This window comes from Dysgonomonas gadei ATCC BAA-286 (assembly GCF_000213555.1).
GTDB classification, from domain to species: domain Bacteria; phylum Bacteroidota; class Bacteroidia; order Bacteroidales; family Dysgonomonadaceae; genus Dysgonomonas; species Dysgonomonas gadei.
Map to the genome: position 1 here is coordinate 41,476 of NZ_GL891987.1, position 22,227 is coordinate 63,702.

22 protein-coding genes are annotated in these 22,227 nt (G+C 37.8%); 12 read left to right on the forward strand and 10 right to left on the reverse strand.

The window, feature by feature from the left end; translation table 11 throughout:
* Positions 1-278: 278 nt before the first annotated feature.
* The 3 genes from HMPREF9455_RS15485 to HMPREF9455_RS15495 all read left to right on the forward strand — a co-directional run bounded on the left by HMPREF9455_RS15485 (position 279) and on the right by HMPREF9455_RS15495 (position 3,167).
* On the forward strand, positions 279-1,070 hold the full coding sequence (locus HMPREF9455_RS15485; protein ID WP_006800674.1) for a hypothetical protein: 792 nt from the start codon (positions 279-281) through the stop codon (positions 1,068-1,070).
* A 109-nt stretch (positions 1,071-1,179) separates the two neighbouring features.
* On the forward strand, positions 1,180-1,914 hold the full coding sequence (locus HMPREF9455_RS15490) for a TetR/AcrR family transcriptional regulator (RefSeq protein ID WP_006800675.1): 735 nt from the start codon (positions 1,180-1,182) through the stop codon (positions 1,912-1,914).
* 50 nt (positions 1,915-1,964) lie between these two features.
* A complete protein-coding gene (locus tag HMPREF9455_RS15495) occupies positions 1,965-3,167 on the forward strand; it encodes an MFS transporter (RefSeq protein WP_006800676.1) in 1,203 nt (400 codons plus the stop codon).
* Positions 3,168-3,205: 38 nt separating this feature from the next.
* Here the strand turns inward: HMPREF9455_RS15495 and HMPREF9455_RS15500 are convergent, their stop codons facing one another.
* The 6 genes from HMPREF9455_RS15500 to HMPREF9455_RS15525 all read right to left on the reverse strand — a co-directional run bounded on the left by HMPREF9455_RS15500 (position 3,206) and on the right by HMPREF9455_RS15525 (position 9,186).
* The gene (locus HMPREF9455_RS15500; protein WP_006800677.1) at positions 3,206-4,621 is read right to left on the reverse strand and encodes a tetratricopeptide repeat protein; all 1,416 of its coding nucleotides are present in this window, start codon (positions 4,619-4,621) and stop codon (positions 3,206-3,208) included.
* A gap of 322 nt (positions 4,622-4,943) precedes the next feature.
* The gene (locus HMPREF9455_RS15505; protein ID WP_006800678.1) at positions 4,944-6,638 is read right to left on the reverse strand and encodes a glutamine--tRNA ligase/YqeY domain fusion protein; all 1,695 of its coding nucleotides are present in this window, start codon (positions 6,636-6,638) and stop codon (positions 4,944-4,946) included.
* A gap of 109 nt (positions 6,639-6,747) precedes the next feature.
* A complete protein-coding gene (locus tag HMPREF9455_RS15510; RefSeq protein WP_006800679.1) occupies positions 6,748-7,008 on the reverse strand; it encodes an outer membrane protein assembly factor BamD in 261 nt (86 codons plus the stop codon).
* 167 nt (positions 7,009-7,175) lie between these two features.
* Complete coding sequence (locus HMPREF9455_RS15515) at positions 7,176-7,988, reverse strand: SDR family oxidoreductase (protein ID WP_044216480.1); 813 nt, start codon at positions 7,986-7,988, stop codon at positions 7,176-7,178.
* A 121-nt stretch (positions 7,989-8,109) separates the two neighbouring features.
* On the reverse strand, positions 8,110-8,688 hold the full coding sequence (locus HMPREF9455_RS15520; RefSeq protein ID WP_006800681.1) for a Crp/Fnr family transcriptional regulator: 579 nt from the start codon (positions 8,686-8,688) through the stop codon (positions 8,110-8,112).
* 39 nt (positions 8,689-8,727) lie between these two features.
* A complete protein-coding gene (locus HMPREF9455_RS15525) occupies positions 8,728-9,186 on the reverse strand; it encodes a hypothetical protein (protein ID WP_006800682.1) in 459 nt (152 codons plus the stop codon).
* Between the two features lie 450 nt (positions 9,187-9,636).
* Here HMPREF9455_RS15525 and galE point away from each other — a divergent pair, with 450 nt between their 5' ends.
* Positions 9,637-10,671, forward strand: a complete 1,035-nt coding sequence (galE, locus tag HMPREF9455_RS15535; protein WP_006800683.1) for a UDP-glucose 4-epimerase GalE — start codon at positions 9,637-9,639, stop codon at positions 10,669-10,671.
* Positions 10,672-10,727: 56 nt separating this feature from the next.
* Here the strand turns inward: galE and HMPREF9455_RS15540 are convergent, their stop codons facing one another.
* Entirely contained in the window at positions 10,728-11,588 is an 861-nt protein-coding gene (locus HMPREF9455_RS15540) for an AraC family transcriptional regulator (RefSeq protein WP_006800684.1), read from the reverse strand.
* Between the two features lie 263 nt (positions 11,589-11,851).
* On the opposite strand from HMPREF9455_RS15540, the gene HMPREF9455_RS15545 reads away from it, so the two are divergent.
* Positions 11,852-12,472, forward strand: coding sequence for a porin family protein (locus HMPREF9455_RS15545; protein WP_006800685.1), 621 nt, complete (start codon positions 11,852-11,854; stop codon positions 12,470-12,472).
* Positions 12,473-12,534: 62 nt separating this feature from the next.
* On the opposite strand, the gene HMPREF9455_RS15550 is transcribed toward HMPREF9455_RS15545, so the two are convergent.
* Genes HMPREF9455_RS15550 through sppA form a run of 3 tightly spaced genes read right to left on the reverse strand, consistent with a single transcriptional unit; the run spans position 12,535 to position 16,179 of the window.
* Positions 12,535-13,350, reverse strand: a complete 816-nt coding sequence (locus HMPREF9455_RS15550; protein WP_006800686.1) for a purine-nucleoside phosphorylase — start codon at positions 13,348-13,350, stop codon at positions 12,535-12,537.
* Complete coding sequence (lpxK, locus tag HMPREF9455_RS15555) at positions 13,307-14,407, reverse strand: tetraacyldisaccharide 4'-kinase (RefSeq protein WP_006800687.1); 1,101 nt, start codon at positions 14,405-14,407, stop codon at positions 13,307-13,309. The genes HMPREF9455_RS15550 and lpxK overlap by 44 nt, the downstream gene beginning before the upstream one ends.
* Positions 14,408-14,424: 17 nt before the next feature.
* Positions 14,425-16,179, reverse strand: coding sequence for a signal peptide peptidase SppA (sppA, locus tag HMPREF9455_RS15560; RefSeq protein ID WP_006800688.1), 1,755 nt, complete (start codon positions 16,177-16,179; stop codon positions 14,425-14,427).
* Between the two features lie 558 nt (positions 16,180-16,737).
* On the opposite strand from sppA, the gene HMPREF9455_RS15565 reads away from it, so the two are divergent.
* From HMPREF9455_RS15565 to HMPREF9455_RS15595, 7 genes are all read left to right on the forward strand, one after another.
* A complete protein-coding gene (locus HMPREF9455_RS15565) occupies positions 16,738-17,472 on the forward strand; it encodes a GDSL-type esterase/lipase family protein (RefSeq protein WP_006800689.1) in 735 nt (244 codons plus the stop codon).
* A 7-nt stretch (positions 17,473-17,479) separates the two neighbouring features.
* Entirely contained in the window at positions 17,480-17,992 is a 513-nt protein-coding gene (locus tag HMPREF9455_RS15570; RefSeq protein WP_006800690.1) for a hypothetical protein, read from the forward strand.
* Between the two features lie 88 nt (positions 17,993-18,080).
* Positions 18,081-18,770: an SGNH/GDSL hydrolase family protein gene (locus HMPREF9455_RS15575; RefSeq protein WP_006800691.1), complete on the forward strand. Its 690-nt coding sequence runs from the start codon at positions 18,081-18,083 to the stop codon at positions 18,768-18,770.
* Positions 18,771-18,914: 144 nt separating this feature from the next.
* Entirely contained in the window at positions 18,915-20,018 is a 1,104-nt protein-coding gene (gene ychF, locus HMPREF9455_RS15580) for a redox-regulated ATPase YchF (protein WP_006800692.1), read from the forward strand.
* 17 nt (positions 20,019-20,035) lie between these two features.
* A complete protein-coding gene (locus HMPREF9455_RS15585) occupies positions 20,036-20,857 on the forward strand; it encodes an alpha-1,2-fucosyltransferase (RefSeq protein ID WP_006800693.1) in 822 nt (273 codons plus the stop codon).
* Between the two features lie 23 nt (positions 20,858-20,880).
* Positions 20,881-21,315, forward strand: coding sequence for a GNAT family N-acetyltransferase (locus HMPREF9455_RS15590; RefSeq protein ID WP_006800694.1), 435 nt, complete (start codon positions 20,881-20,883; stop codon positions 21,313-21,315).
* Positions 21,316-21,429: 114 nt separating this feature from the next.
* A complete protein-coding gene (locus HMPREF9455_RS15595) occupies positions 21,430-22,083 on the forward strand; it encodes an HAD family hydrolase (protein WP_006800695.1) in 654 nt (217 codons plus the stop codon).
* Positions 22,084-22,227: the final 144 nt, after the last annotated feature.

Sequence of the window (22,227 nt, forward strand, 5' to 3'; positions counted from 1 at the left end):
TATCCAATGCTCAGATCCACCTCAGATATTTCTAAAAAAGTAACAAAAGTAACACTTTTTACATGTTTGCTTCATTGCAATTTTTTATAACTCCTGACATTAACCTTTAAAATTAAAAAAGTAATTAATCAGACATTATATTATATAGATAAAATATCTTACTCATTATCAATATTTTTTTGAATTATATATAAAAAAATAATAGCATTATAAGCAAATGATATTGTTTATAATACTATCTTTGTATAAAATATACAGTAACCGAAGAATGCCTTAAGATGCCTAAAAGTCTGTCTCTATTTATTATTTTTACCTGCTTACTTGCAGGATTTTCGTCATGCAGCGATAACGAAAACACCGAAGAACTTAAAGTTAGCCTGACCTCAGCCAAACTGAAGCTCGCCGAAAACCAGGTTATTGAAATTATCAGTGGGAATGGTGAATACACGATTGTATCTGATAATAAAGATATTGTTGATGCTACAATCGAAACTAGCACTATATACTTATCTCCTAAAAAACTAGGTTCTGCAAAACTAACCTTAAAAGATAAGCTCAATAAGGAAATAGTAATTGATATCACAGTCATAGACCGTTATCTTATCCTTTCCACAAATATGCGGGAAGCTATTGTTGTCGCTAACAGTGACAGAAAAGAAGAGATAGCAGACGATATATTGAAAAATGCTTTTCTGCCTAAAGCTTATGCATACAAATTGATTGCTAATGAGAAGAAGGTGTTTTCCGTCCATCAAAATAGCAGCACTTCAACTGTAGCAAAAGGTACCTATTCGTTCAATACCGATGATGGCATCTATTATATGAAACTCTATTATGATAATAATGAGTTTATATATGAGATATCTTCTGAGGGCGACGCAGCAATGTTCTATCAATATTTCAATAGAGGAATAGGATACAACAAAACATCTGTTCCTGTGCAAAGACACATAAAACTGACTGAAGACCTGACTCAAAAATATAAAGAAAAATACCCTGATGCCGGAATAGAGTCTGCTAAAATAGAAATAATAACAACAATACACGAAAGGATATCTGCACTGGAGTAATAACTTCATTTTTTCCACATACTTCTTCAAGGGTTGTCATAGTTTTTATGGCAGCCCTCTTTTTTGATAAAAAACATCTATATTTACCATCGCAAAATAGTATTCACACATGGAAAGGGATAAAAAAGAAAGGAGATCGCGACGCACCAACATCGTTTTGGAGAAAGATATTATGGAGGCTGCAAAGTCAGTAATAGAAGAAGAAGGTTTTGCAAAAACTACACTTTCGGCTATAATACAGAAAGCAAATATAGAGCCGAATGTCTTTTACAAGCGGTTCGAAAACCTGGAAGACCTGTTCGAACAGTTCACCCGGAAATATGACTACTGGATAAGTGATATTATGGATATGCAGTCCGAAAAAGACGATTATATGGAGTATTCATATAACCTCATGGCCGGAGTTGTAGAATCGCTATACGACAACAAGAGCATGCAACAAATACTTATCTGGGATATCTCGGCAGATAACCCCATCACACGGGAGTCTGCTATGGCCAGAGAAACAGCCTCGCAGAAACTCATAGACAAATACAACGATATATTTAAAAATTCAGGTTTCAACTTTGATGTATTCAGTGCACTTGTTATCGGAGGTATTTATTACCTTGTTCTCCGGCGTCACCGGGGTTCCTTTTGCGGAGTGGATTTTTCTACCGTGGAAGGACGGGAGAAGCTGCTGAATACAATAAAAAGCCTTATTATAAAAATATACAACTCCCTGGAAGAAGATATGAAGGTAGCTAAGATAGTCTTCAATATGAAGAAGGAAGGACTAGACAATCAGACAATTGCGAAATATACAGGCTTAACTGCTGATGAAATATCAAGAATCGCTAAGTAACTCCTAAATATTAATCTTACCTTTGGCGACTTAATTCAATTCGGTTTATAATGAAAACAACTACCCAGACCGGAACGGCCTTCACCATCCTTTCGCTTTTGGCAGTATGTCACATGCTCAACGATATGCTCCAGTCTATCATTTCAGCGGTATACCCTTTACTGAAAGATTCACTGTTGCTGAATTTTACACAGATAGGACTGATAACATTAGTATTTCAGCTATCATCATCTTTGTTTCAGCCCGTTGTTGGCCTCATCACTGATAAGAAACCACAGCCCTATTCCCTGCCCATCGGTATGACATTTACCATGATAGGAATACTGTCCCTGTCGCTTGCCAACGATTTCATACATGTACTGATTGCCGTATTCCTCACCGGATTGGGCTCTTCTATATTCCATCCTGAAGCTTCCCGGCTCGCCTATATGGCTTCGGGTGGAAAACACGGGCTGGCACAATCCCTGTTTCAGGTAGGGGGAAATTTCGGTTCGTCTGTAGGCCCTTTACTGGCATTGTGGATAATAACTCCATACGGACAACGGAATATCGGGTGGCTATCGATCATCGCTCTTGTTTCTATCGGGGTAATGCTTGTTATCAGCAAATGGTACAAAGCCAACCTGTACAGGCTGAAACCCACACCTAAAACAGATGGAAGCACTCCGGAAAAAACTTCGGGCTATTCTACCCGGAAAGTAGCTTTTGCCATCTCTATACTGCTCATACTTATCTTCTCCAAATATGTATATATGGCAAGCCTCAGCAGCTATTATATGTTTTACCTGATAGACAAATTCAGTGTATCGGTTCACGATGCGCAGCTATACCTGTTTGCATTCCTGTTTGCCGTGGCACTGGGTACTATCATAGGAGGGCCTGTAGGCGACCGCATCGGACGTAAATATGTAATCTGGGCGTCTATCCTCGGCACTGCGCCGTTCGCCCTTATTATGCCGCATGTAGGCCTTATGTGGACATGTATATTAAGTATCTTTATCGGATTGATATTATCCTCGGCCTTCTCGGCTATTCTGGTCTATGCACAGGAACTTGTTCCAGGTAAAGTGGGCCTGATAGGCGGCCTATTCTTTGGGCTGGCATTCGGTATTGCGGGAGTAGCGTCTGCCATACTGGGCAAGGTAGCTGACGAAACAAGCATACAGCATGTGTACGATATCTGCGCTTACCTGCCGCTAATAGGATTGGTAGCAGCTTTTTTGCCAAATACAAAAAAGACGGAAAAAGCCTAGAGCGAGTTTAAATTTTATAGCTTATACAAGCAGACCTCTTAATACTTGAGATTCTTGAACAGAGTCCGCGCTTCCCTTGCTTTATTCAGATAAGCAAGCAACATATCACGGTCGAAATAAGCCGACGACTGAGGAGTATAAATAAGCTCAAATAATGAAAGTAGTTCCTTGTCCGTAAACTGATCTAATATAACATTGAATTCCACCTCATCTCCCAGTTCGAAATAAAGCAGAGCCAAACGCTGCTTCACCGCCAGATTGGTAGGATCGAGTTCGAGCAGCTTCTCTGTATAAAAAGCAGCCTGCTGGTAATCTTCTTCCTTTATATATACCATCGCCAGCCTGTCCAACAGTTGGAAGTTTTCTTTATTCTGAGAGTAGATACTCAGGTAATAAAGTTCGGCTTCCTTATACTCCTCACGCAGAAACTCAACCTCTCCGGCAACCATATTCAGATCCAGTGAATAAGGATTATCCTTTAATCCCTTCTCTACTATTGCCAATGTCTTCTGATAGTCTCCCTTTCCCAGATAAAGGTAAGCACGCTTAGATAGCAATTCGGTGGTTTCTCCTTCTATATCTTCATATTTCTGTAAGCAGGACAACGCCTCATCATACATTTCCAACGATTCATAGCATTCTGCAAGCAGGAAATGGATGGAAGTATCATCCGGATCGGAAAGCAACAAGTCGTTGAATATCTCGATAGCCTCCCCTACCCTGTCTACCAGAGACAAACAGTGAGCCTTCAATTTCAACACATTGCCATCTGCATCATTAATAGTAAGCGCAAAATCGAAAGCATCGATAGCCTTTTCGAATTGCTCCTTCAGAGAGTATAATTTTCCGAGGCTTACCCAGGCTTCGTAGGTGTATGGTTCTATATCGAGTATCTTATTTGTGGCATCTATGGCTGCCTCAAAGTCTCCAAGCATCTCATGGGCATAAGCCAGGTCAGACAGTACTTCTATATTTTCGGGATTGTACTTCAGGCTTTCCTGCAGATATAACACGGCTTCTTTAAAACAATCGGCCTCTACGTGAAGAAATCCGAGTTCGGCAAGCATATTATCCAGAGGTTCGTCTTCTTCTTTCTCAAGCAACTCCTCCGACAGCGCAAAGGCATCCTGATACTGCTCCAGTTGCAAATAACACTCGATCTTTAACAGGTAAAGGTCAAAATCATATTCGGATGAAGAATCCAGAAGCTCCAGAGCCAGCTCGTATTCCCCATCATAAACAGCCAGTTTTGCCTTCTTTATAAGCAAAGGAGTATTACCCGGATGGATAGCCAGTCCGGCATTTATTATTTCGCGGGCGGTATCCAGTTCGTCTATAGAATCGAAGTATTCGGCCAGATCGCTGAATTCGTCGGCATCGAAATAGGGGTTCTTACCCGATTCATGGGCTTGCTGATATCGTTTTACAAGTGATGATATATCTTTATCCGGCATTCGGTGTTGTTTTAATCTTAAAAGGTTACAAAGGTAACACTTTTTCAGTGAACAGTTAACAGTCGGCAGTTAACACAAAATCCCTCTTATCTTTATCGCCGGCAATTTTTAACTTTCCTCTCAAAAAAGTTACAAAAGTGACACTTCTGTAGTATTTTCTATCTATCTTTTTACCCTCATTGTAAGTCCTCCTTTGGGGGAAACAACTATTGACTACATTACATTCCGTCGATTTTCAATTCAAGAGAGCGAAGTCAATGAAGGGGTCAGCCAATCTTTCAAAGAACTATAAGCTATCGGCTAAATACATAGATAAAGATTTTTATTTATCTTTTGCTTTTGCCCACGAATCTTTAAGCGATACCGTACGGTTGAATACCATATTACTATCGGTAGTATCTTTGTCTACACAGAAATAGCCTGTACGCTGAAACTGGAATTTATCCCCCACTTTGGCCTCTTTCAAATATGATTCCATCTTGCACCCTGTAAGGACACGAAGTGAATCGGGGTTCAGCAGTTCGGTCAAATCCCTCCCGTCGTCGGCCGGATTCTCTACTATGAACAAACGGTCGTAAAGGCGTACTTCTGCATCGAAACAATCTTCGGTAGATACCCAGTGGATAGTACCTTTCACCTTGCGGCCGCTTTCAGGCATACCGCTCCTGGTCTGGGGATCGTATTCGGCATATACCTCCGTTACATTTCCGTCTTCATCTTTCTTACAGCCTGTGCATTTTACTATATATGCATTTTTGAGACGAACCTCATTGCCCGGTGTCAGGCGGAAATACTTTTTAGGAGCATCTTCCATAAAATCGTCCCTTTCGATAAACAATTCACGGGAGAAGAGTATATTATGGCTTCCTGCCGTTTCATCCTCCGGATTGTTTTGAGCATCCATTACTTCGGTCTGCCCTTCTGGATAATTTGTTATAACCAGTTTCACAGGGTCTAGCACAGCCGATACGCGGGTCGACTTCTTATTCAGGTCTTCACGTACCGCATATTCCAAAAGGCTTATATCGTTTATTCCGTCGTATTTGGTATAGCCTATACGGTCTATCAGGTTGTGAATAGACTCGGGAGTATATCCCCTGCGACGAAATCCGACAAGAGTAGGCATGCGCGGGTCGTCCCAGCCGGTAAGTATTTTTTCTTCTACCATACGTCTCAGATTACGTTTGCTGAGCAGGGTATAGGTAAACTGCAACTTGTTGAATTCATACTGACGCGGGCGGTATGTATCGGTAGCAAGCTGATCGATAAACCAGTCGTATAGGGGACGGTGTACCTCAAACTCAAGGGTACATATAGAATGTGTCACCCCTTCGAAATAGTCACATTGCCCATGTGCGAAATCATACATCGGATAGGCCTGCCATGTGGTTCCCGTACGGTGATGCGGGTGTTTGATGATACGATATATGATGGGGTCGCGAAAATGCATATTCGACGAGGCCATATCTATCTTGGCACGAAGCACCATACTACCTTCCTCGAACACTCCTTCATTCATCTTGTGGAACAAATCGAGGCTTTCTTCGATAGGGCGGTCACGATAAGGACTGTTAACTCCCGGTTGTGTAGGGGTACCCTTCTGTCTGGCTATTTCTTCCGCCGATTGTTCGTCAATATAGGCTTTACCTTCTTTTATCAGCTGTACGGCAAAATCCCATAATTTACCAAAATAGTCGGATGCATAGTAAACATTAGGCCAATCGTAACCCAGCCATTTTATATCCTCCATAATGGAATCTACATACTCCACATCTTCCTTTACAGGATTGGTATCATCGAAACGAAGGTTGCAAACACCTCCATATTCTTTTGCAATGCCGAAATCTATACAGATGGCTTTTGCATGACCAATATGCAGATAACCGTTCGGTTCGGGCGGGAAACGGGTCTGGACACGGCCGTCGTTTTTACCTGTTGCCAGGTCGTTTTCCACTGCCGCCTCTATAAAATTGAGGCTCTTTTTCGGCTCTTCTGCATTTAATATATTCTCAGACATATGGCTAAAATAAGTAATGGATAGAATCTAATGATGTGCTATCGAATTATAATTTGTTCTTGTTTCTTTGTAATAAACAGGTCTATGACCTTACGTTAGTTTTTTATTATCAGTTATTTGGAGACTCCCCGTGCATATAAGTATTGTATGCCGTCTGAAACTCATCATATTTTTCTGTCCCTTTATAACGGGATAAAATCTCCTGCGCTTCTTTATATGCCCTTTCGGCTTCCTCTAAATCACCTTCTTTTACATATTCTATCGATTCTTTATTCAATTGAGCCGCTTTCCTGGCATCGCTGTCCACAGAGGAGCAGGCTGTGAATAAAATAACGAGAAGGATAAAAGTCAGTAAAAATGCAAGTTTCATATAAAAAATAAATTAGGGTACAAAGATAATTCTTTAGTAATAAGTTAGAAGTAATAAACAGTAAGTTTTTTAGACTTTACGTAAGGATGAAGGAAAAATGAACAATATTTAATAAATTAATGCGAATCAAGAGTTGAGATTACTCATTACCATAACTATCTATTTTTTTACAGCCTATTCATTCTTTTTATTATACGGCGAAATGTAGATAATGGAAGAAGCCAAGTAAGGAAAACAGCCATTTTTGTTGTAGTATCAGTCGGATATCTCAATTTGGAACTTTTACTATTAACTGCTTTGTAGACTGTTTTTGCATCCAATTTAGGAGAATATCCGTTTTTTAAAGTTTTAAGCTGCGAATCATATCCTTTTACAAAACTCTCCTGATATTCTTTAGGGTACTCTTCGAAATTAAGGTTTGAAAGCGATTCGTAGAGGTTCGTCTTTACTACGCCGGGCTCAACAACTTTAACCCGTATGCCCATAGGCTCTAGTTCATAATAAAGGCTTTCACTAAAGCCCTCAACTGCCCATTTGGATGCATGATATACAGATTGGAAAGGAAATGTTGCACGCCCGGCAACCGAAGATATATTGACTATCGTTCCGGATCTATTCTCTCTGAAATGTTTCAGTACTATTTTGGTTGTGTATAAAACTCCTTTAATGTTTGTTTCTATTATATCCTCAATAACCTCATCGGGAATAATTTCTAAAGGGTTGGTGGTATAGATACCTGCATTATTTACAATCATATCGATTCTCCTATAATCTTCTATGACCTGATCAATACAAGACTTCACGGAATCTCTATATTTTACGTCTAATAAATAGGTACTTATATTTTTATTATCGCCAAATATTGACAGGCTTTCCCGGCTTCTCATTGTTGCTGCTACATTCCAACCTTTATCTGCAAATAAAAGAGCTGTTTCTTTACCTATTCCGTTCGAAGCTCCTGTAATTAAAATTGTTTTCATATTTATCTTGTTTTTTGACAAAGGTAAATATGACGTTGTTCCCAACACCTTAACAAATGTTAGTTAATTCATTGTCCTTCTATAATTTTCACATGAATTGTCCGGTAATAGATACGATACCTCAAATTATAATTTCACTTCTTATTCTACTTAAAGATTCGGGTTGTACTCCTATAAATGACGCAATGTATTTTACGGGTACATTTTGAATTACATCCGGTTGTTTCCGGAGTAGTTTCTTATACTTATCTTGTGCTGTCAAGGTTAGCTGATCAATAACTCTTTCTTCTTTTTCTATTAATGCATCTTCTAATAATTTCCGCCCGAAACTATGCCACTTATAGCTTACGGAATATAGGTTTTCCAAATCTTTTTCTGTAATCCACAGATATTCACAGTCAGTAATAGCCTGTAAGGATTCTTCCGCTTTTGCTCCCAGAAAGAAACTTTTTAAAGACAATACGAAACTTTTTGGAGTATATAAATGTATTATTAGTTCGTTACCAGATTCGAGTATTTTGAAATATTTCAGATAGCCTGAGAGTATGAAATATGCTTTATCTGCTAATTCTCCTTCTTTAATAAGAGATTTTCCTTTCTCTGCGTATTCGTATTTAAAAAAGGATTGGATTAACTTCTTTTCCTCTTCCTCAAGGTTGATATAACTCGAAATCGCATCATATAGTTTGGAATATTTCATTTGCCTAGCTTCTTTTAATATTTTCAATAATTATACGGGTCATTTAAATCGAATTTTATCATAATTATACGGAATGCTTGTCCCTACAACAACATCTTCTATTTTGTCCATCATCAACCAGTCATCCATAGTTGACTGATGATCGAAATCAAGAGCGGGTTCTATCTCCCGAACATCGGAAAATTCGATAAGTATGAGGCATTTTTTATGCCAGCGTTCTTTCTGTTTATCTGTCAGATTGAGTTTTGATTGATTATGCTTAAGTATATTGATAGCTTGATCATCCGTAAGCTTCACATAATTCTCCACATGGGTAACAATCGCTTCGGCAGAAATCTTCTTTGTACCCTTTTGTATGAAGTAAAGAATTTCTCCTTCATTAACACGGCTATGAGGAAACTTGCGACCGGCTGCTCCCCGCACCACCATTGTTTTACTACCTTCAAGTATCTTATTCAATACTTTTGCTTTATCATCACAATATACTAAATGTACCATGTATTTATTTTATGAGTATTAACTTTAATATGGCAAATGAATCACTTCTTCCAAATTATCGGAAAAATCTGAGATGCTAATATATAGAAATTTGAGATACAGGAATTACTTTTGCGACAAAATACCATTTTTTAGTGACGAAACCATGTATTTAAGAGGTATCAAATAGGATAAAGAACGTTTTTTTACTTCCATTTCAGCTACATTTCCGATTATTATAATGTAAAGGGAATACCAGCTTATATATTGATAGATAAACAAAGAAAAATTATTGCCAAATGAGAGCATATAGGAGAAGAACAGTTGAGGGAGTTGGATAAAATACTAAAAAACAAATAATAAAGAGAAAGAAATATCTATTCTATCTATACATTCTTATAAACTTTCTCTCTTCGTTTTTACTTTATTCTCGATTTTGTATCTTTACCTCCTAATTAAAATACACTAAGAATGAAAGGGAAAATACTTGTAACAGGCGGAGCCGGATATATTGGTTCACATACTGTTGTAGAACTGCAAAACGCAGGGTATTCGGTTGTTATAATCGACGACTTATCCAATTCTACAGCCGACTCTATTGACGGAATAGAACGCATCACAGGCATCAGGCCTGTTTTCGAAAAACTGGATTGCAACGACTTCGAAGGGCTGAGAAAACTATTTACTGCTCATCTCGACATCAAAGGAATCATACACTTTGCTGCGAGTAAGGCCGTAGGCGAATCGGTACAAAAACCATTACTTTATTACAGGAATAACCTGAATTCCCTTATCAATCTGCTCGATCTTATGCCGCAGTTTGGCGTTAAGAATATTGTTTTCTCATCGTCTTGTACTGTATACGGTGAACCGGATGTGAACCCTATCGATGAAACTGCCCCTGTAAAACCGGCAGAATCACCATACGGAAATACAAAACAAATCAATGAGGAAATAATTAAGGATTTTGTACGTTCAGGAGCCGATATCAAAAGTATCATCCTGCGCTACTTCAACCCGATTGGCGCACACCCTTCTGCCGAAATAGGTGAATTACCGAATGGCGTTCCTCAAAACCTTGTTCCTTATATCACGCAGACAGCTATCGGTGTACGGGAGCAAATGAGCGTATTCGGAGACGATTACAATACACCTGACGGTTCTTGTATCCGCGATTTTATCAATGTGGTGGACCTTGCCAAAGCTCATGTAATAGCTATCGACCGTATGCTGGAGGATAAATCGGAAGAGAAAGTAGAAGTTTTCAATCTGGGAACAGGCCGTGGAGTTTCTGTTCTGGAACTTATCAATGTATTTGAAAAGGTGTCGGGAGTAAAACTAAATTATAAAATTGTAGCTCGCCGTGTAGGTGATATTGAAAAGATATGGGCCGAACCTAAACATGCTAATACGGTACTTGGATGGACTGCTAAGGAAAACATTGAGAATACAATGGATTCGGCGTGGAAATGGCAGTTAAAGCTGAGAGAGAAAGGGATTATGTAATTCTATTTTTGAAGATAAAAGAGGGTTGGATTCAAATAAAATCCAACCCTCTTTCTTTATTCTACCGGAATATATATTTCCGTCTTCAATTTATCAGGTGTAGTACTCTCCGGATCATTTACATATTTCTCAAATAAAGGGGCATTTCGTATCTGATATCCACTTTCCGGAAACCATTTTCCGTAAATAGTATCATAAACACTGCCTAACTGGTCGTAAGGTCCCTGATAATGGAATACCGCATACTTGCCTCCCTCTATTTCTTTAACACCTATTTCTCCTTTTGCTACAGCCGGTTTATGTATTACAAGGCATATATCTGTCCGTAGTTTATGTGATTCGGTCACTTTAGGATCATCATAATAAAAACAAATATGTTCTATGCCTGCCGAAAACAGTTTGTTCTCTTTTACAAACTGCCAGAGACGTTTCCATGTACCGGGAAAATCAAGGGAAGAATACTCCCCGAATAACCGGATATAAATGGCTTGTTTAGCTTCTACCTCCTGTATTTTCGGAGCTTTCAGATTCAGGTTCTCATTAATTAGTAATGGTTTCATAATCGTGTAACTTTTATTGTTTCTATAATCTGTAGGTGAAATATTATAGAACTGCCGGAAAACCTTGGTCAGCGAAGACGGTGTAGCATATCCCACATTGTATGCAATATCCTGTACAGGAAGTTCTGTGTACCTCAACAGCCGGGCTGCAGTCTCGACCCGTATCCGTACAACGAAAGCCCCTATCGGTTCACCTACAATAGCCCTGAATATCCGATGGAAATGATATACTGAAAAGTTGGAAACTTCGGCCAGTTTATTCAAATCCATTTCTTCATCCAGATTGCTACCTATATACTCGATAACGGTATTGATACGTTTGGCATATTCTTCTCTGGTGATTGTTTTCTGTTCCATAGTCTATAAATGTTTCGATACAAAATTATGCACCATTCATTTCATTATCTTTTCCAATCTTGCTAACTTGCAGAATGAGTGTATTCCGGTGAATCAGTAATCAGAGCTGTTGACAAATATATTTAGTTAAAGTATAATTGCCAAAACTCCGTTCCACCCATACCTGCCAAGCGCTCTTTTTAATCTTTTTTGTTAAACAGAATTATTTATTTAATTTTAAAACGTCTTAGAACATACATTAATTTATTAAATCAATTAATATTATGAGAATTATTAGAAATTCTATTGTGTTGCTTATCGGTATGGTAAGTAGTATAAGCATGTTCGCACAACTCCCTGTATCGTTTGGTGTAAAAGCCGGAATGAATCTATCGGAGATACAAAAAATAGATGATAACGTTAAAGTAGGCTTCAATATCGGATTAACTGCAGAGCTTGCATTACCAAGTAACTTTTACCTGATGTCAGGTCTGGAATTTACAACCAAAGGAGCCAAAAGTAAAGAAATAAATGTTGTCTCCCCTGCCGGAAGTAATCCTATCAAAAGTAAAATTACATATAATGCTATGTACCTTCAGCTACCTATACATGCGGGGTATAAACTGGACTTAGTACCCGGTACTAAACTCATATTCCGTGCAGGACCATATCTGGCTTACGGTGTAGGAGGAAAAATAAAATGGGGTGTAGAAGGTATTGAAGATCAGGATATCTTTAGTAATGATAGTAATCGCTTCGATTTTGGAATTGGAGGTGCTGTGGGTGTCGAATTCCTGAATAAAATAAGCGTTAGCCTGGGTGCTGACCAGGGTTTAACAAAAATATTTAAAGACACCAGTACAAAGAACCGGTGCGCGCATATCAGTGTAGGATATAAATTCTGATAGAATTCTGTAAACTTATATAAAAAATAACAGGATGTTTAGATCGAACACCCTGTTATTTTTTAATTTATCTTTTTTATTACTTCCTGCATAATATATGCCATCTTCGGCTGTGCTATTTTAGCGGCTTCCTGCACATCCTCGTGCGTTACCTCGACTATCTTCCCTATCACACCCAGATCGGTGATTATAGAGAATGCCAGCACCTTCATTTTGGCATGATTGGCTACTATAACCTCAGGTACTGTGGACATGCCCACAGCATCGCCGCCTATAATACGGAACCAGTTATATTCGGCCGGCGTCTCGAATGTCGGCCCCTGAGTCCCTACATAAACCCCATGTTGCAGTTTTATATTGTTTTCCTTAGCTATCTGCATAGCCAATAAACGAAGTTCCTTGTTATATGCATCGCTCATATCGGGAAAGCGTACTCCGAGTTCCTTATAATTCTTCCCACGCAACGGATGTTCGGGGAAAGTATTGATATGATCGTCGATAAGCATAATATCGCCTATATCGAAACTGCCGTTCATTCCACCGGCCGCATTCGACACAAAAAGGTATTTAATGCCCAATGCCTGAAATACCCGGATAGGAAATGTTACTTCCTGCATGGTATAGCCTTCGTAATAATGAAAGCGCCCCTGCATGGCTATTACATCTTTACCTCCGAGTTTCCCGAAAATAAGTTTTCCACTGTGCCCTTCTACTGTGGAAACAGGGAAATTTGGTATATTTTCGTATGGGATATCTTTTTTGTCGCTTATCTCATGTACCAGTTCGCCAAGTCCTGTACCCAGTATGATGGCAATATTGGGAATAGTCTGTACTCTACTTTTTATAAAGCCTGCGGTTTCCTGAATTTTCTCTAACATGTTTATATATTTTTTCTTTAAAATCGTCCTCTTTATCCAAGAATGTGACCTCGATAGGCAAATAGTACATATGCATTTTTATTTCTTCATCTATATTTTCGTTCAAAATAAGACGGGTAGCATCTTTTTCCGTCACCAGAATAATCTTATTTTCGGACGGTATTCCCGCAAATTTGTTTACAATATGTTGAATGTCTTTTGCCTTGAAACTATAATGATCGGGATAGGTTAATGTATCTACTTTATCTGTATATTCCTCCAGTTTCTTTAATATCATCTTTGGCGATGCTATTCCGGTAGTCAGTAAGATATGTTTGCCTTTCAGGATATCTAACGGCTGTTCGAGGGCAGAATCCTTAAATACCGGCTGTAACTGTTTATAAGTAAATTGCGTAAAATATAATCCCTGATACGGAAAAGCATTTATATCGTGCGAAATAATACGATAATCGATTGGCTGCATATCATCGGGACATTTGGTTACGATTATCATATTCGCATTTACAAGAGCCGATGCAGGCTCTCTCAATCGTCCGGCAGGAAGCAATTCATCTTCATAGACAGGACGGTTGAAATCGGATAAAATAATGGTATAAGAAGGTTTCACATACCTATGCTGAAATGCATCATCCAATAAGATCACTTCGGGAGGGTTTTCTAATGCCAGCATTTCTTTAATACCTCTTCTCCTGTTGCCATCGACGGCAACTATAGCATCCGGAAATTTTTGTTTCATCTGGAACGATTCATCACCCAAATCACGACTGTCAGAATCTTCCGTAGCCAGCACGAAGCCTTTCGATTTTCGTTTATATCCGCGACTGAGTACCCCTACCCTGTATTTTTGCTGCAACAGGCGCACAAGATATTCGGTATGGGGAGTTTTCCCAGTTCCTCCTACTGTGACATTGCCTATGCAGATAACAGGAATATCAAATTCTTCGTGTTTGAGTATTCCCCAGTCAAAGAATTTGTTGCGTATAAATACAATCAGCCTGTACAACCATGAAAACGGCAGCAACCATTTGTTGATATATACAGGCTGATTCTTTATCATTTTTTCCTAAAAAGAACTTATCTGATATTAATATCGTAAGGCATACGTGCCTGGATAAAGTCCTGCTCTTTTATTTCCTTGATTGTTTTGAACAGTTGATAGTCACTACCAAGATATTCTTTCATGGCCCGTGTGGTCAGTTCTTCTTTCTGATCGCTAAGGAAGGATTCGAAGAAGTCCCTTTTCTTAGGGAAACTGTTTAAAGAATAATCTTCGAGATTTGCCAGTTTAGCTGCTTCTTCAATAGCTTTGTCTATACCTCCCAATTCGTCTACCAAACCTATTTTTAAAGCCTGGTTACCGGTCCATACACGGCCCTGTGCGATAGAATCAAGGGAATTTTTATCAATGCCGCGTCCATCCGAACAACGGGTAAGGAATAAATCGTATCCGCGCTCTATATAATTTTGAAGTATAGCCTTTTCATCATCACGCATAGGACGTGTCAGATCGCCGAAATCGGCAAGCTTATTCGTCTTCACATTATCGAATGTAAGACCTACTTTCTTTGTAAGGCCCTCCACATTCGGGAACATTCCGAATATACCGATAGAACCTGTCAATGTATTTGGCTGAGCTATAATTTTGGAAGCATTACAAGATATATAATATCCACCAGAAGCTGCATAGTCTCCCATGGATACTACTACAGGTTTCTTTTCTTTCAGATCAGTAACAGCTTTCCAAATCTGCTCGGAAGCATAAGCGCTGCCTCCGGGAGAATTTACACGGAATACAACGGCTTTTACCTTGTCGTTGTCTTTCAATTTTTCCAGTTCTTTTACAAAGCGTTTGCTTGTGATACCATCCGTACCCGAACCATCGGTTATAGAACCTTCAGCATACAATATAGCTATGATATCTTTCGATTTGCTTTTGTTTTCGAATGGGACGGTGGTCATATCTTTTACCGAAGCCAGACGTACATCTTTGGCCTTTTCTACTCCTGTGAGCAGTGTTTTCAGATATTCTCTTACTCCCGTTTCATACATCAGTGTATCCACCAGGCCATCCTGTACACATACTTCAGATTTTTTGAAAAGGGCAAGTGAATCAGTGATTACGTTTAATTTTTCCACAGAGATATTCCTCGAAGCTGATATTTCACTCGTGATAGTCGACCACATATCACCTATATAAGAAGATACCTGCTCACGGTTCGCATCACTCATTTTGTCGAGCATAAAGGGTTCTACCGCGGATTTGAATGTACCCACTTTGAATATCTGCATCTCTATACCTATTTTATCCAGCAGCCCTTTGTAAAACATAGGTGAAGCTGAAAGCCCGTGCAGGTCGAGATGGCCTTCCGGATTCATTATTAACTTATCAGCTACAGACGAAAGATAGTAACAACCCTGCGTGTATACATCACTGTACGCAACAATAAATTTTCCGCTTTCTTTGAAATCTACCAACTGATCTCTCATCTCTTTAAGAGAAGCACCGGATGCGGAAAAAGCTCCTGCATTTATGTATATACCTTTTATCTTATCATTCTCCTTTGCCTTTTTTATAGACGAAACAATATCATCAAGTCCGATCTGTGGTTCGCTATTTTGATTCAGCATAGCGAGTAAAGGATTTTCTTCTTCTACCCTTTCGGACAATATACCTTCAAGTTTTAATGTCAATACTGTATTATCTTTCAATGTATAACTCTCTTTGGCCGACATTGCTGCCAAAACAATAAAAAATATAAGGAAACAAATTCCTAATACTATCGAACAGCCTAAAATAGAGGCTAATAAACTTTTAAAAAACTCTTTCATCTCGTAGTTTTTATATTTAAATAAGTAACAAAATTATATATTTATCTGGTAATATGCTATTTAAAATCTATAAATCATTAAAATTTATAATTATTGATTGTATGTTCATAACCTGTTGATAACTGTTGATATATTTTTTAAATAAAAATCATGGTTTATCGGAACTAATCATCATATATGAAATAAGTCGCAAATAACAATTAAAAATCACATCAATTTATCAGGACACATTTCAAAGGATTATCAACAGTGATAATCAAAACAGAAACAAGTTATTTTTCAACAAATATAGTTATCAACATTGTTTTAATAAAGTTCACAATACCTTATATACAAATAATTTGCCTAATTTTATACCGGTTAATAACTCACAATCTTATGCAAACAGATTTTTAATAATGAAATATGCAAGCTTTTTCCAAAAAAACAATGAACACAATTAACAGCCTATAATGATCAACATGATTTTTTTTTAAAGTTTTAAACAAAAAGAATAATATTAATATAATTTGGTAATAACTCCGTAATCCGAAAAAGATAGAGATACAATAAGAATATATGAATAAAGGAAAATTTTTCAGAATTATTTTAGTCTTGTCTATAATATTGAATATTGCGACAGTAGCTTATATAGGTATCAACTATTATATAAACAGAAAAAACGGCAATATTTTTAAACTAAATGCCTATGCATGGGCCAACAGCCAGTTGGAAGCTCCCGAACCGGGTGAAAACCGGGTAGTATTTATAGGTAATTCCATTACTGAAAACTGGGTACATCTGAGATATAAGTTTTTTAAGGACAACAATTATACCTGCCGTGGCATTGGCGGGCAGACCAGTCCTCTGCTTTTGCTTCGTTTCCGTCGGGATGTCATAGAGCTTAAACCCAACATAGTGGTTATAAATGCAGGCATAAACGATATAGCCGAGAATACAGGTGAATATGATCCTGTATTCACGATGGATAATATCAAATCCATGGCTCAACTAGCACAAATAAACGGGATAAAGGTTATACTGACATCTGTACTGCCTTCGAGCGGATATGGATGGAAAGGGCATATAAGGAATATTACGCAGAAAATAAAAGACCTCAATGTAGAAATAAAGGCTTATGCCGAAGAAAACGGCTATGAGTATGTGGATTATTACACAGCTATGGTTAATGATCAGGACAGAGGAATGAAAGAAGGATATAGTTTCGATAGCCAACATCCAAGTGAAAAAGGCTATTCGGTTATGGAACCTCTGATACAGAAAGCTATAAATAATGTATTGAATCAAAATTGAAAACGATATGAAAAGAGCATTTTTATTATTTTCCTTATTGGCGAGTATGACGGTTGCCGGATTTTCTCAACAGTTCGATCCGTCGAAACTGTCCGTTGGAGGTAACTTCAGTTTACAGTTTGGAGACTATACTGTTGTGGGTATTTCGCCGCAGATAGGATATGATTTTTCCAAATATCTTACTGCAGGGGCAGGTTTCGGATATACTTATTTTAAAGATAAGCATTACGATTATAAATGGAATAACAGTTATCTGAGTTTCGATGTATTCGGACGTTTTTATCCTGTCGAATATCTGGTTATCAGTGTACAGCCCGAAATGAGCCGTATGTGGCAGAATATAAAATATAATGACGGTATGGAATTCAGTGAAAGTAAATTTGTACCTTCGTTTCTTATTGGTGGAGGTGTGCGCCTTGGCGGTATGATGGCCATGATACAATACGATGTGGTGCAGGATAAAAATTCACCTTATGGAGATAATATATTTTATAGTGTGGGATATACATTCAGATTTTAAGCTCATATTTAGTAAGTAAAACACCTAAATATAGATATATCATTAAATCCTTTTAATCTCTTATATATTATAAAAACTTTAATTAATCATGAAGAAACTTATTTTAATGGCTTCGTTTTTTTCTCTGTTCAGTTTGTTTTCCAACGCCCAGAATTTTAATGAATTGATAAATTTGAAAAGGTATGCTAAAGCTAACAGCGAATTACCTGCACCTGCTAAAGGTGAAAACAGAGTTGTATTCATAGGTAATTCTATTACCGACGGGTGGGCATCTCAGCGTCCCGATTTCTTCAAATCCAATAATTATGTGGGTAGGGGGATAGGTGGTCAGACCAGTCCGCAGCTTTTATCCCGTTTCCGTCAGGATGTTATTAACCTGAAGCCTGCGGCTGTTGTAATTAATATAGGTACAAATGATGTGGCTGAAAATACGGGACCTTACGATGCTGATTTTACACTCGGTAATATAAAATCAATGGCAGAACTGGCGAATGCCAATGGTATAAAGGTTATCCTGTCATCAGTAACTCCGGCAGGAGAATATCCATGGAGAAAAGAGATTAAGGAAGTACCTCTTAAAATTGCTGCATTGAATGCCGGTATTAAGGAATATGCCTCATCTAATGGATTTGCTTATATAGATTACTATACCCTTCTGAAAGATGAAAACAGAGCTATGATCGCCGCATACACTACCGATGGCGTACACCTTACAAAAGAAGGTTATGCTGTAATGGAAAAGGCAGCAAAGGCTGTGATAGATGAAGTATTGAAATAGTAGAAATATAGATTATAAGTGAGCCTTTTAATAATAATATTAAGAGGCTTTTTTATGTAATAAGAAAAGTTTAAGATTGCCAATATTAAAAGCGATAAATAAAAAAATAGTAACTTTGTACCCAAAATAATTTAAAACTGAATAATGGCATTACAATGTGGTATAGTAGGCCTTCCGAATGTAGGAAAATCTACTCTTTTCAATTGCTTGTCGAATGCGAAGGCACAATCGGCAAATTTTCCGTTCTGTACTATCGAACCGAATGTAGGGGTTATTACTGTACCTGATGAAAGGTTGAATAAACTTTCGGAACTGGTAAAACCTAATCGTATAGTGCCTACTACTGTCGAAATAGTAGATATAGCAGGCCTTGTAAAAGGTGCAAGCAAAGGAGAAGGATTAGGGAATAAGTTCCTTGCCAATATCCGTGAAACAGATGCCATATTGCATGTTCTTCGTTGCTTCGACGATGATAATATCACACATGTCGATGGCAGTGTAAATCCTGTACGCGATAAAGAGATTATAGATATAGAGTTGCAATTGAAGGATTTGGAAACTATCCAATCCCGTATACAAAAAGTAGAAAAGCAGGCTAAAACAGGAGGCGATAAGGATGCCAAACGTGCTTATGATATTTTGTTACAGTTTAAAGAAGCATTGGAACAAGGCAAGTCTGCCCGTACAGTCAAATTCGATAACAAAGAAGATGAGAAAATAGCCAGAGAAGTTTATCTGCTGACCTATAAACCTGTACTCTATGTATGTAATGTAGATGAAGCCAGTGCTGTATCGGGTAATAAATATGTGGAACAGGTACGTGAATCGGTGAAAGAAGAAGATGCTGAAATACTGGTTGTAGCCGCAAAGATAGAATCGGAAATAGCTGAATTCGAATCGTACGAAGAGCGTGAAATGTTCCTTTCCGAAATAGGATTGCAAGAATCCGGAGTGGCACGTCTGATTAAGTCAGCTTATAAATTACTAGGCCTGCAGACATATTTCACAGCCGGAGTTCAGGAAGTACGTGCATGGACATTTACAGCAGGATGGAAAGCTCCTCAATGTGCAGGCGTGATACATACCGATTTTGAAAAAGGCTTTATCCGTGCAGAGGTAATTAAGTATAATGATTTTATTACTCTGGGTTCCGAAGCTGCAGTAAAAGAAGCCGGGAAGATGAACGTGGAAGGTAAAGAATACATCGTTCAGGACGGAGATATAATGCATTTCCGATTTAATGTGTAAAAGATAACCTTAAGGTTATGATAATAAACTATGATTCTCCAGGTCAGTTATGCAACAGAATATGGTCATTGTTACCGTCTATTGCTTACGGGCTCGAATATAAAGAGAAAGTCCTTGCGATAAATCTTGATAAGTATTCGGTAGACTTTGAGAATCTGAATAGTAATAAATATATCCGGTTTGCTTCCCGGAAACTTGTCCAAAGATTCCTCTTATCTATGAAAGCGAGAGGATATATACAAAACGGAAAGCCTAATATTTTTTCGAAGTTGTTTAAGCTCAATCTGATAGAAGGCTGGTCGAACCGCTTGGGCAATGAAGAATTGGTAATAAAACATTCCGGTGAAATAAGGAAGATATTCACATTCAGGAGTGAAGTGACAAGTGCAGTAGACACTGTATTCTCAAAGTTCGATAATACTATTATCATTGGTGTGCATATTCGCAGGGGCGATTACGCTGAATGGAATAATGGTATTTATTATTATACTGATCAGGAATATCTTCATGTGATGAAGGACATAGAAAAGCAATTTGATGATAAGGGACAAAATATAAAGTTCCTGCTGTGTTCGAATGAAAATCTGGATATTGAGTATTTCAAAGAATTGGATTGTTTTATAATACCAGATTCGTCAGGGCCTAAAGATTTGTATGCTTTGTCGAAGTGTTCGTATATAACAGGGCCGCCGAGTTCATATTCGCAGTGGGCTTCCTATTTAGGAAAGAAGCCTCTCAGGCTGATACTAAAAGCTAATGAGAACGTCTTATTATCGGAGTTTTCGCAGATTATAGCATTGAATAAATTTGAAAACGGAGACGTTATTAATATAGATTAAATAAACCTTAAAATAACACTGATATGATTAGTCCAGCAGACAAAAAAGATTACCCGGTACTGATAGCTGTATGGGAAAGCGCTGTAAAAGCTACTCATGATTTTCTGTCAGACGAAGATTTTGAATTTTATAAAAAACATATACCCATTTATTTTGAGCATGTGTCGTTATACAAATATAAAGATGAAAAAGGTGTTGTTAAAGCATTTCTTGGAGTAGCGGACAATAGCATCGAAATGTTATTTGTAGATAATGAAAGCCGGGGATCAGGTGTAGGTAAGATACTACTCGACTATGCCGTAAATAAGCTGAATGCCAGAAATGTGGATGTCAATGAACAGAATAAGCAGGCGTTGGATTTCTATTATCATTTTGGTTTTAAAGAAGTAAGCCGCGACGAATATGATGGTGAAGGAAAAGGTTATCCTATCTTACATTTAGTTAAGCCGGAAGAATAATAAAGAGAAAAAATTAGTTTACTTTGTACATCATTTGTTTACTTATAAATGGATGTTGTATATATAAAAAATAATAAAAAGGTCTCAGACCTTAATATTTTAAATACCTGAGATATGGCTCAAAAAAATAAAATCACTACGGTATTGTTCGGTTTAGATGGAGTTGTTGTAGACACAGAACATGATTATGACAATTTTTGGAGTAAAATAGCACAAGATAATGAACTGAAAATAAATAACTTTCCTGATATAATAAAAGGAATGACCCTAAACTCGATCATAGAGCTTTATTTTGCTATCTCCAGTCCTGAAGAAAAACAGGCTATAAGACAGGCATGCTATGATATGGAACAATCTATCGATTACAGAAAGATAGTGATTCCGGGTGTACTCGATTTTATCAGATATATCAAAAAAGAAGGCTATAAAGTAGGTTTGGTAACCAGTTCTCCTGCCAGCAAAGTAAAAGTTGCACTTGCTCAACTATCGTTGGAAGATGCGTTTGATACGGTTATTACATCCGATAGTATAAAGAAAGGTAAACCCGATCCTATGGGATATGTTTTGGCTAAGAACAATTTGGGTGTTTTGTCTTCCGAATGTGCCGTATTTGAAGATTCATTTACCGGTATTAAGGCTGCTACATATGCATTTATGCGTGTGATAGGGATCTCCACTACATTATCGGCCGATTATCTGAAAGATTATACTTATGCGGTTGTATCTGATTTTTCGGATACAGATAAGTTGAAAACACTTTTAGTATAAAAATAATAGTTAGATATATGATGAAAGAGTACCTGTGTGTACTCTTTTTTCGTTTCTTTCCGGCGGTTTAAAGTAAATATTTAGATTTTTATTATTTCAAAGAACGATAAGCTGACAACTCATTATATTGATAAAATTTTTCTG

Excerpts from the sequence above, each read along its gene's own strand:
- HMPREF9455_RS15485 (WP_006800674.1), top strand. The coding sequence starts at position 279 with ATGCCTAAAAGTCTGTCTCTATTTATTATTTTTACCTGCTTACTTGCA.
- HMPREF9455_RS15490 (WP_006800675.1), top strand. The coding sequence starts at position 1,180 with ATGGAAAGGGATAAAAAAGAAAGGAGATCGCGACGCACCAACATCGTT.
- HMPREF9455_RS15495 (WP_006800676.1), top strand. The coding sequence starts at position 1,965 with ATGAAAACAACTACCCAGACCGGAACGGCCTTCACCATCCTTTCGCTT.
- HMPREF9455_RS15500 (WP_006800677.1), bottom strand. The coding sequence starts at position 4,621 with ATGCCGGATAAAGATATATCATCACTTGTAAAACGATATCAGCAAGCC.
- HMPREF9455_RS15505 (WP_006800678.1), bottom strand. The coding sequence starts at position 6,638 with ATGTCTGAGAATATATTAAATGCAGAAGAGCCGAAAAAGAGCCTCAAT.
- HMPREF9455_RS15510 (WP_006800679.1), bottom strand. The coding sequence starts at position 7,008 with ATGAAACTTGCATTTTTACTGACTTTTATCCTTCTCGTTATTTTATTC.
- HMPREF9455_RS15515 (WP_044216480.1), bottom strand. The coding sequence starts at position 7,988 with ATGAAAACAATTTTAATTACAGGAGCTTCGAACGGAATAGGTAAAGAA.
- HMPREF9455_RS15520 (WP_006800681.1), bottom strand. The coding sequence starts at position 8,688 with ATGAAATATTCCAAACTATATGATGCGATTTCGAGTTATATCAACCTT.
- HMPREF9455_RS15525 (WP_006800682.1), bottom strand. The coding sequence starts at position 9,186 with ATGGTACATTTAGTATATTGTGATGATAAAGCAAAAGTATTGAATAAG.
- galE (WP_006800683.1), top strand. The coding sequence starts at position 9,637 with ATGAAAGGGAAAATACTTGTAACAGGCGGAGCCGGATATATTGGTTCA.
- HMPREF9455_RS15540 (WP_006800684.1), bottom strand. The coding sequence starts at position 11,588 with ATGGAACAGAAAACAATCACCAGAGAAGAATATGCCAAACGTATCAAT.
- HMPREF9455_RS15545 (WP_006800685.1), top strand. The coding sequence starts at position 11,852 with ATGAGAATTATTAGAAATTCTATTGTGTTGCTTATCGGTATGGTAAGT.
- HMPREF9455_RS15550 (WP_006800686.1), bottom strand. The coding sequence starts at position 13,350 with ATGTTAGAGAAAATTCAGGAAACCGCAGGCTTTATAAAAAGTAGAGTA.
- lpxK (WP_006800687.1), bottom strand. The coding sequence starts at position 14,407 with ATGATAAAGAATCAGCCTGTATATATCAACAAATGGTTGCTGCCGTTT.
- sppA (WP_006800688.1), bottom strand. The coding sequence starts at position 16,179 with ATGAAAGAGTTTTTTAAAAGTTTATTAGCCTCTATTTTAGGCTGTTCG.
- HMPREF9455_RS15565 (WP_006800689.1), top strand. The coding sequence starts at position 16,738 with ATGAATAAAGGAAAATTTTTCAGAATTATTTTAGTCTTGTCTATAATA.
- HMPREF9455_RS15570 (WP_006800690.1), top strand. The coding sequence starts at position 17,480 with ATGAAAAGAGCATTTTTATTATTTTCCTTATTGGCGAGTATGACGGTT.
- HMPREF9455_RS15575 (WP_006800691.1), top strand. The coding sequence starts at position 18,081 with ATGAAGAAACTTATTTTAATGGCTTCGTTTTTTTCTCTGTTCAGTTTG.
- ychF (WP_006800692.1), top strand. The coding sequence starts at position 18,915 with ATGGCATTACAATGTGGTATAGTAGGCCTTCCGAATGTAGGAAAATCT.
- HMPREF9455_RS15585 (WP_006800693.1), top strand. The coding sequence starts at position 20,036 with ATGATAATAAACTATGATTCTCCAGGTCAGTTATGCAACAGAATATGG.
- HMPREF9455_RS15590 (WP_006800694.1), top strand. The coding sequence starts at position 20,881 with ATGATTAGTCCAGCAGACAAAAAAGATTACCCGGTACTGATAGCTGTA.
- HMPREF9455_RS15595 (WP_006800695.1), top strand. The coding sequence starts at position 21,430 with ATGGCTCAAAAAAATAAAATCACTACGGTATTGTTCGGTTTAGATGGA.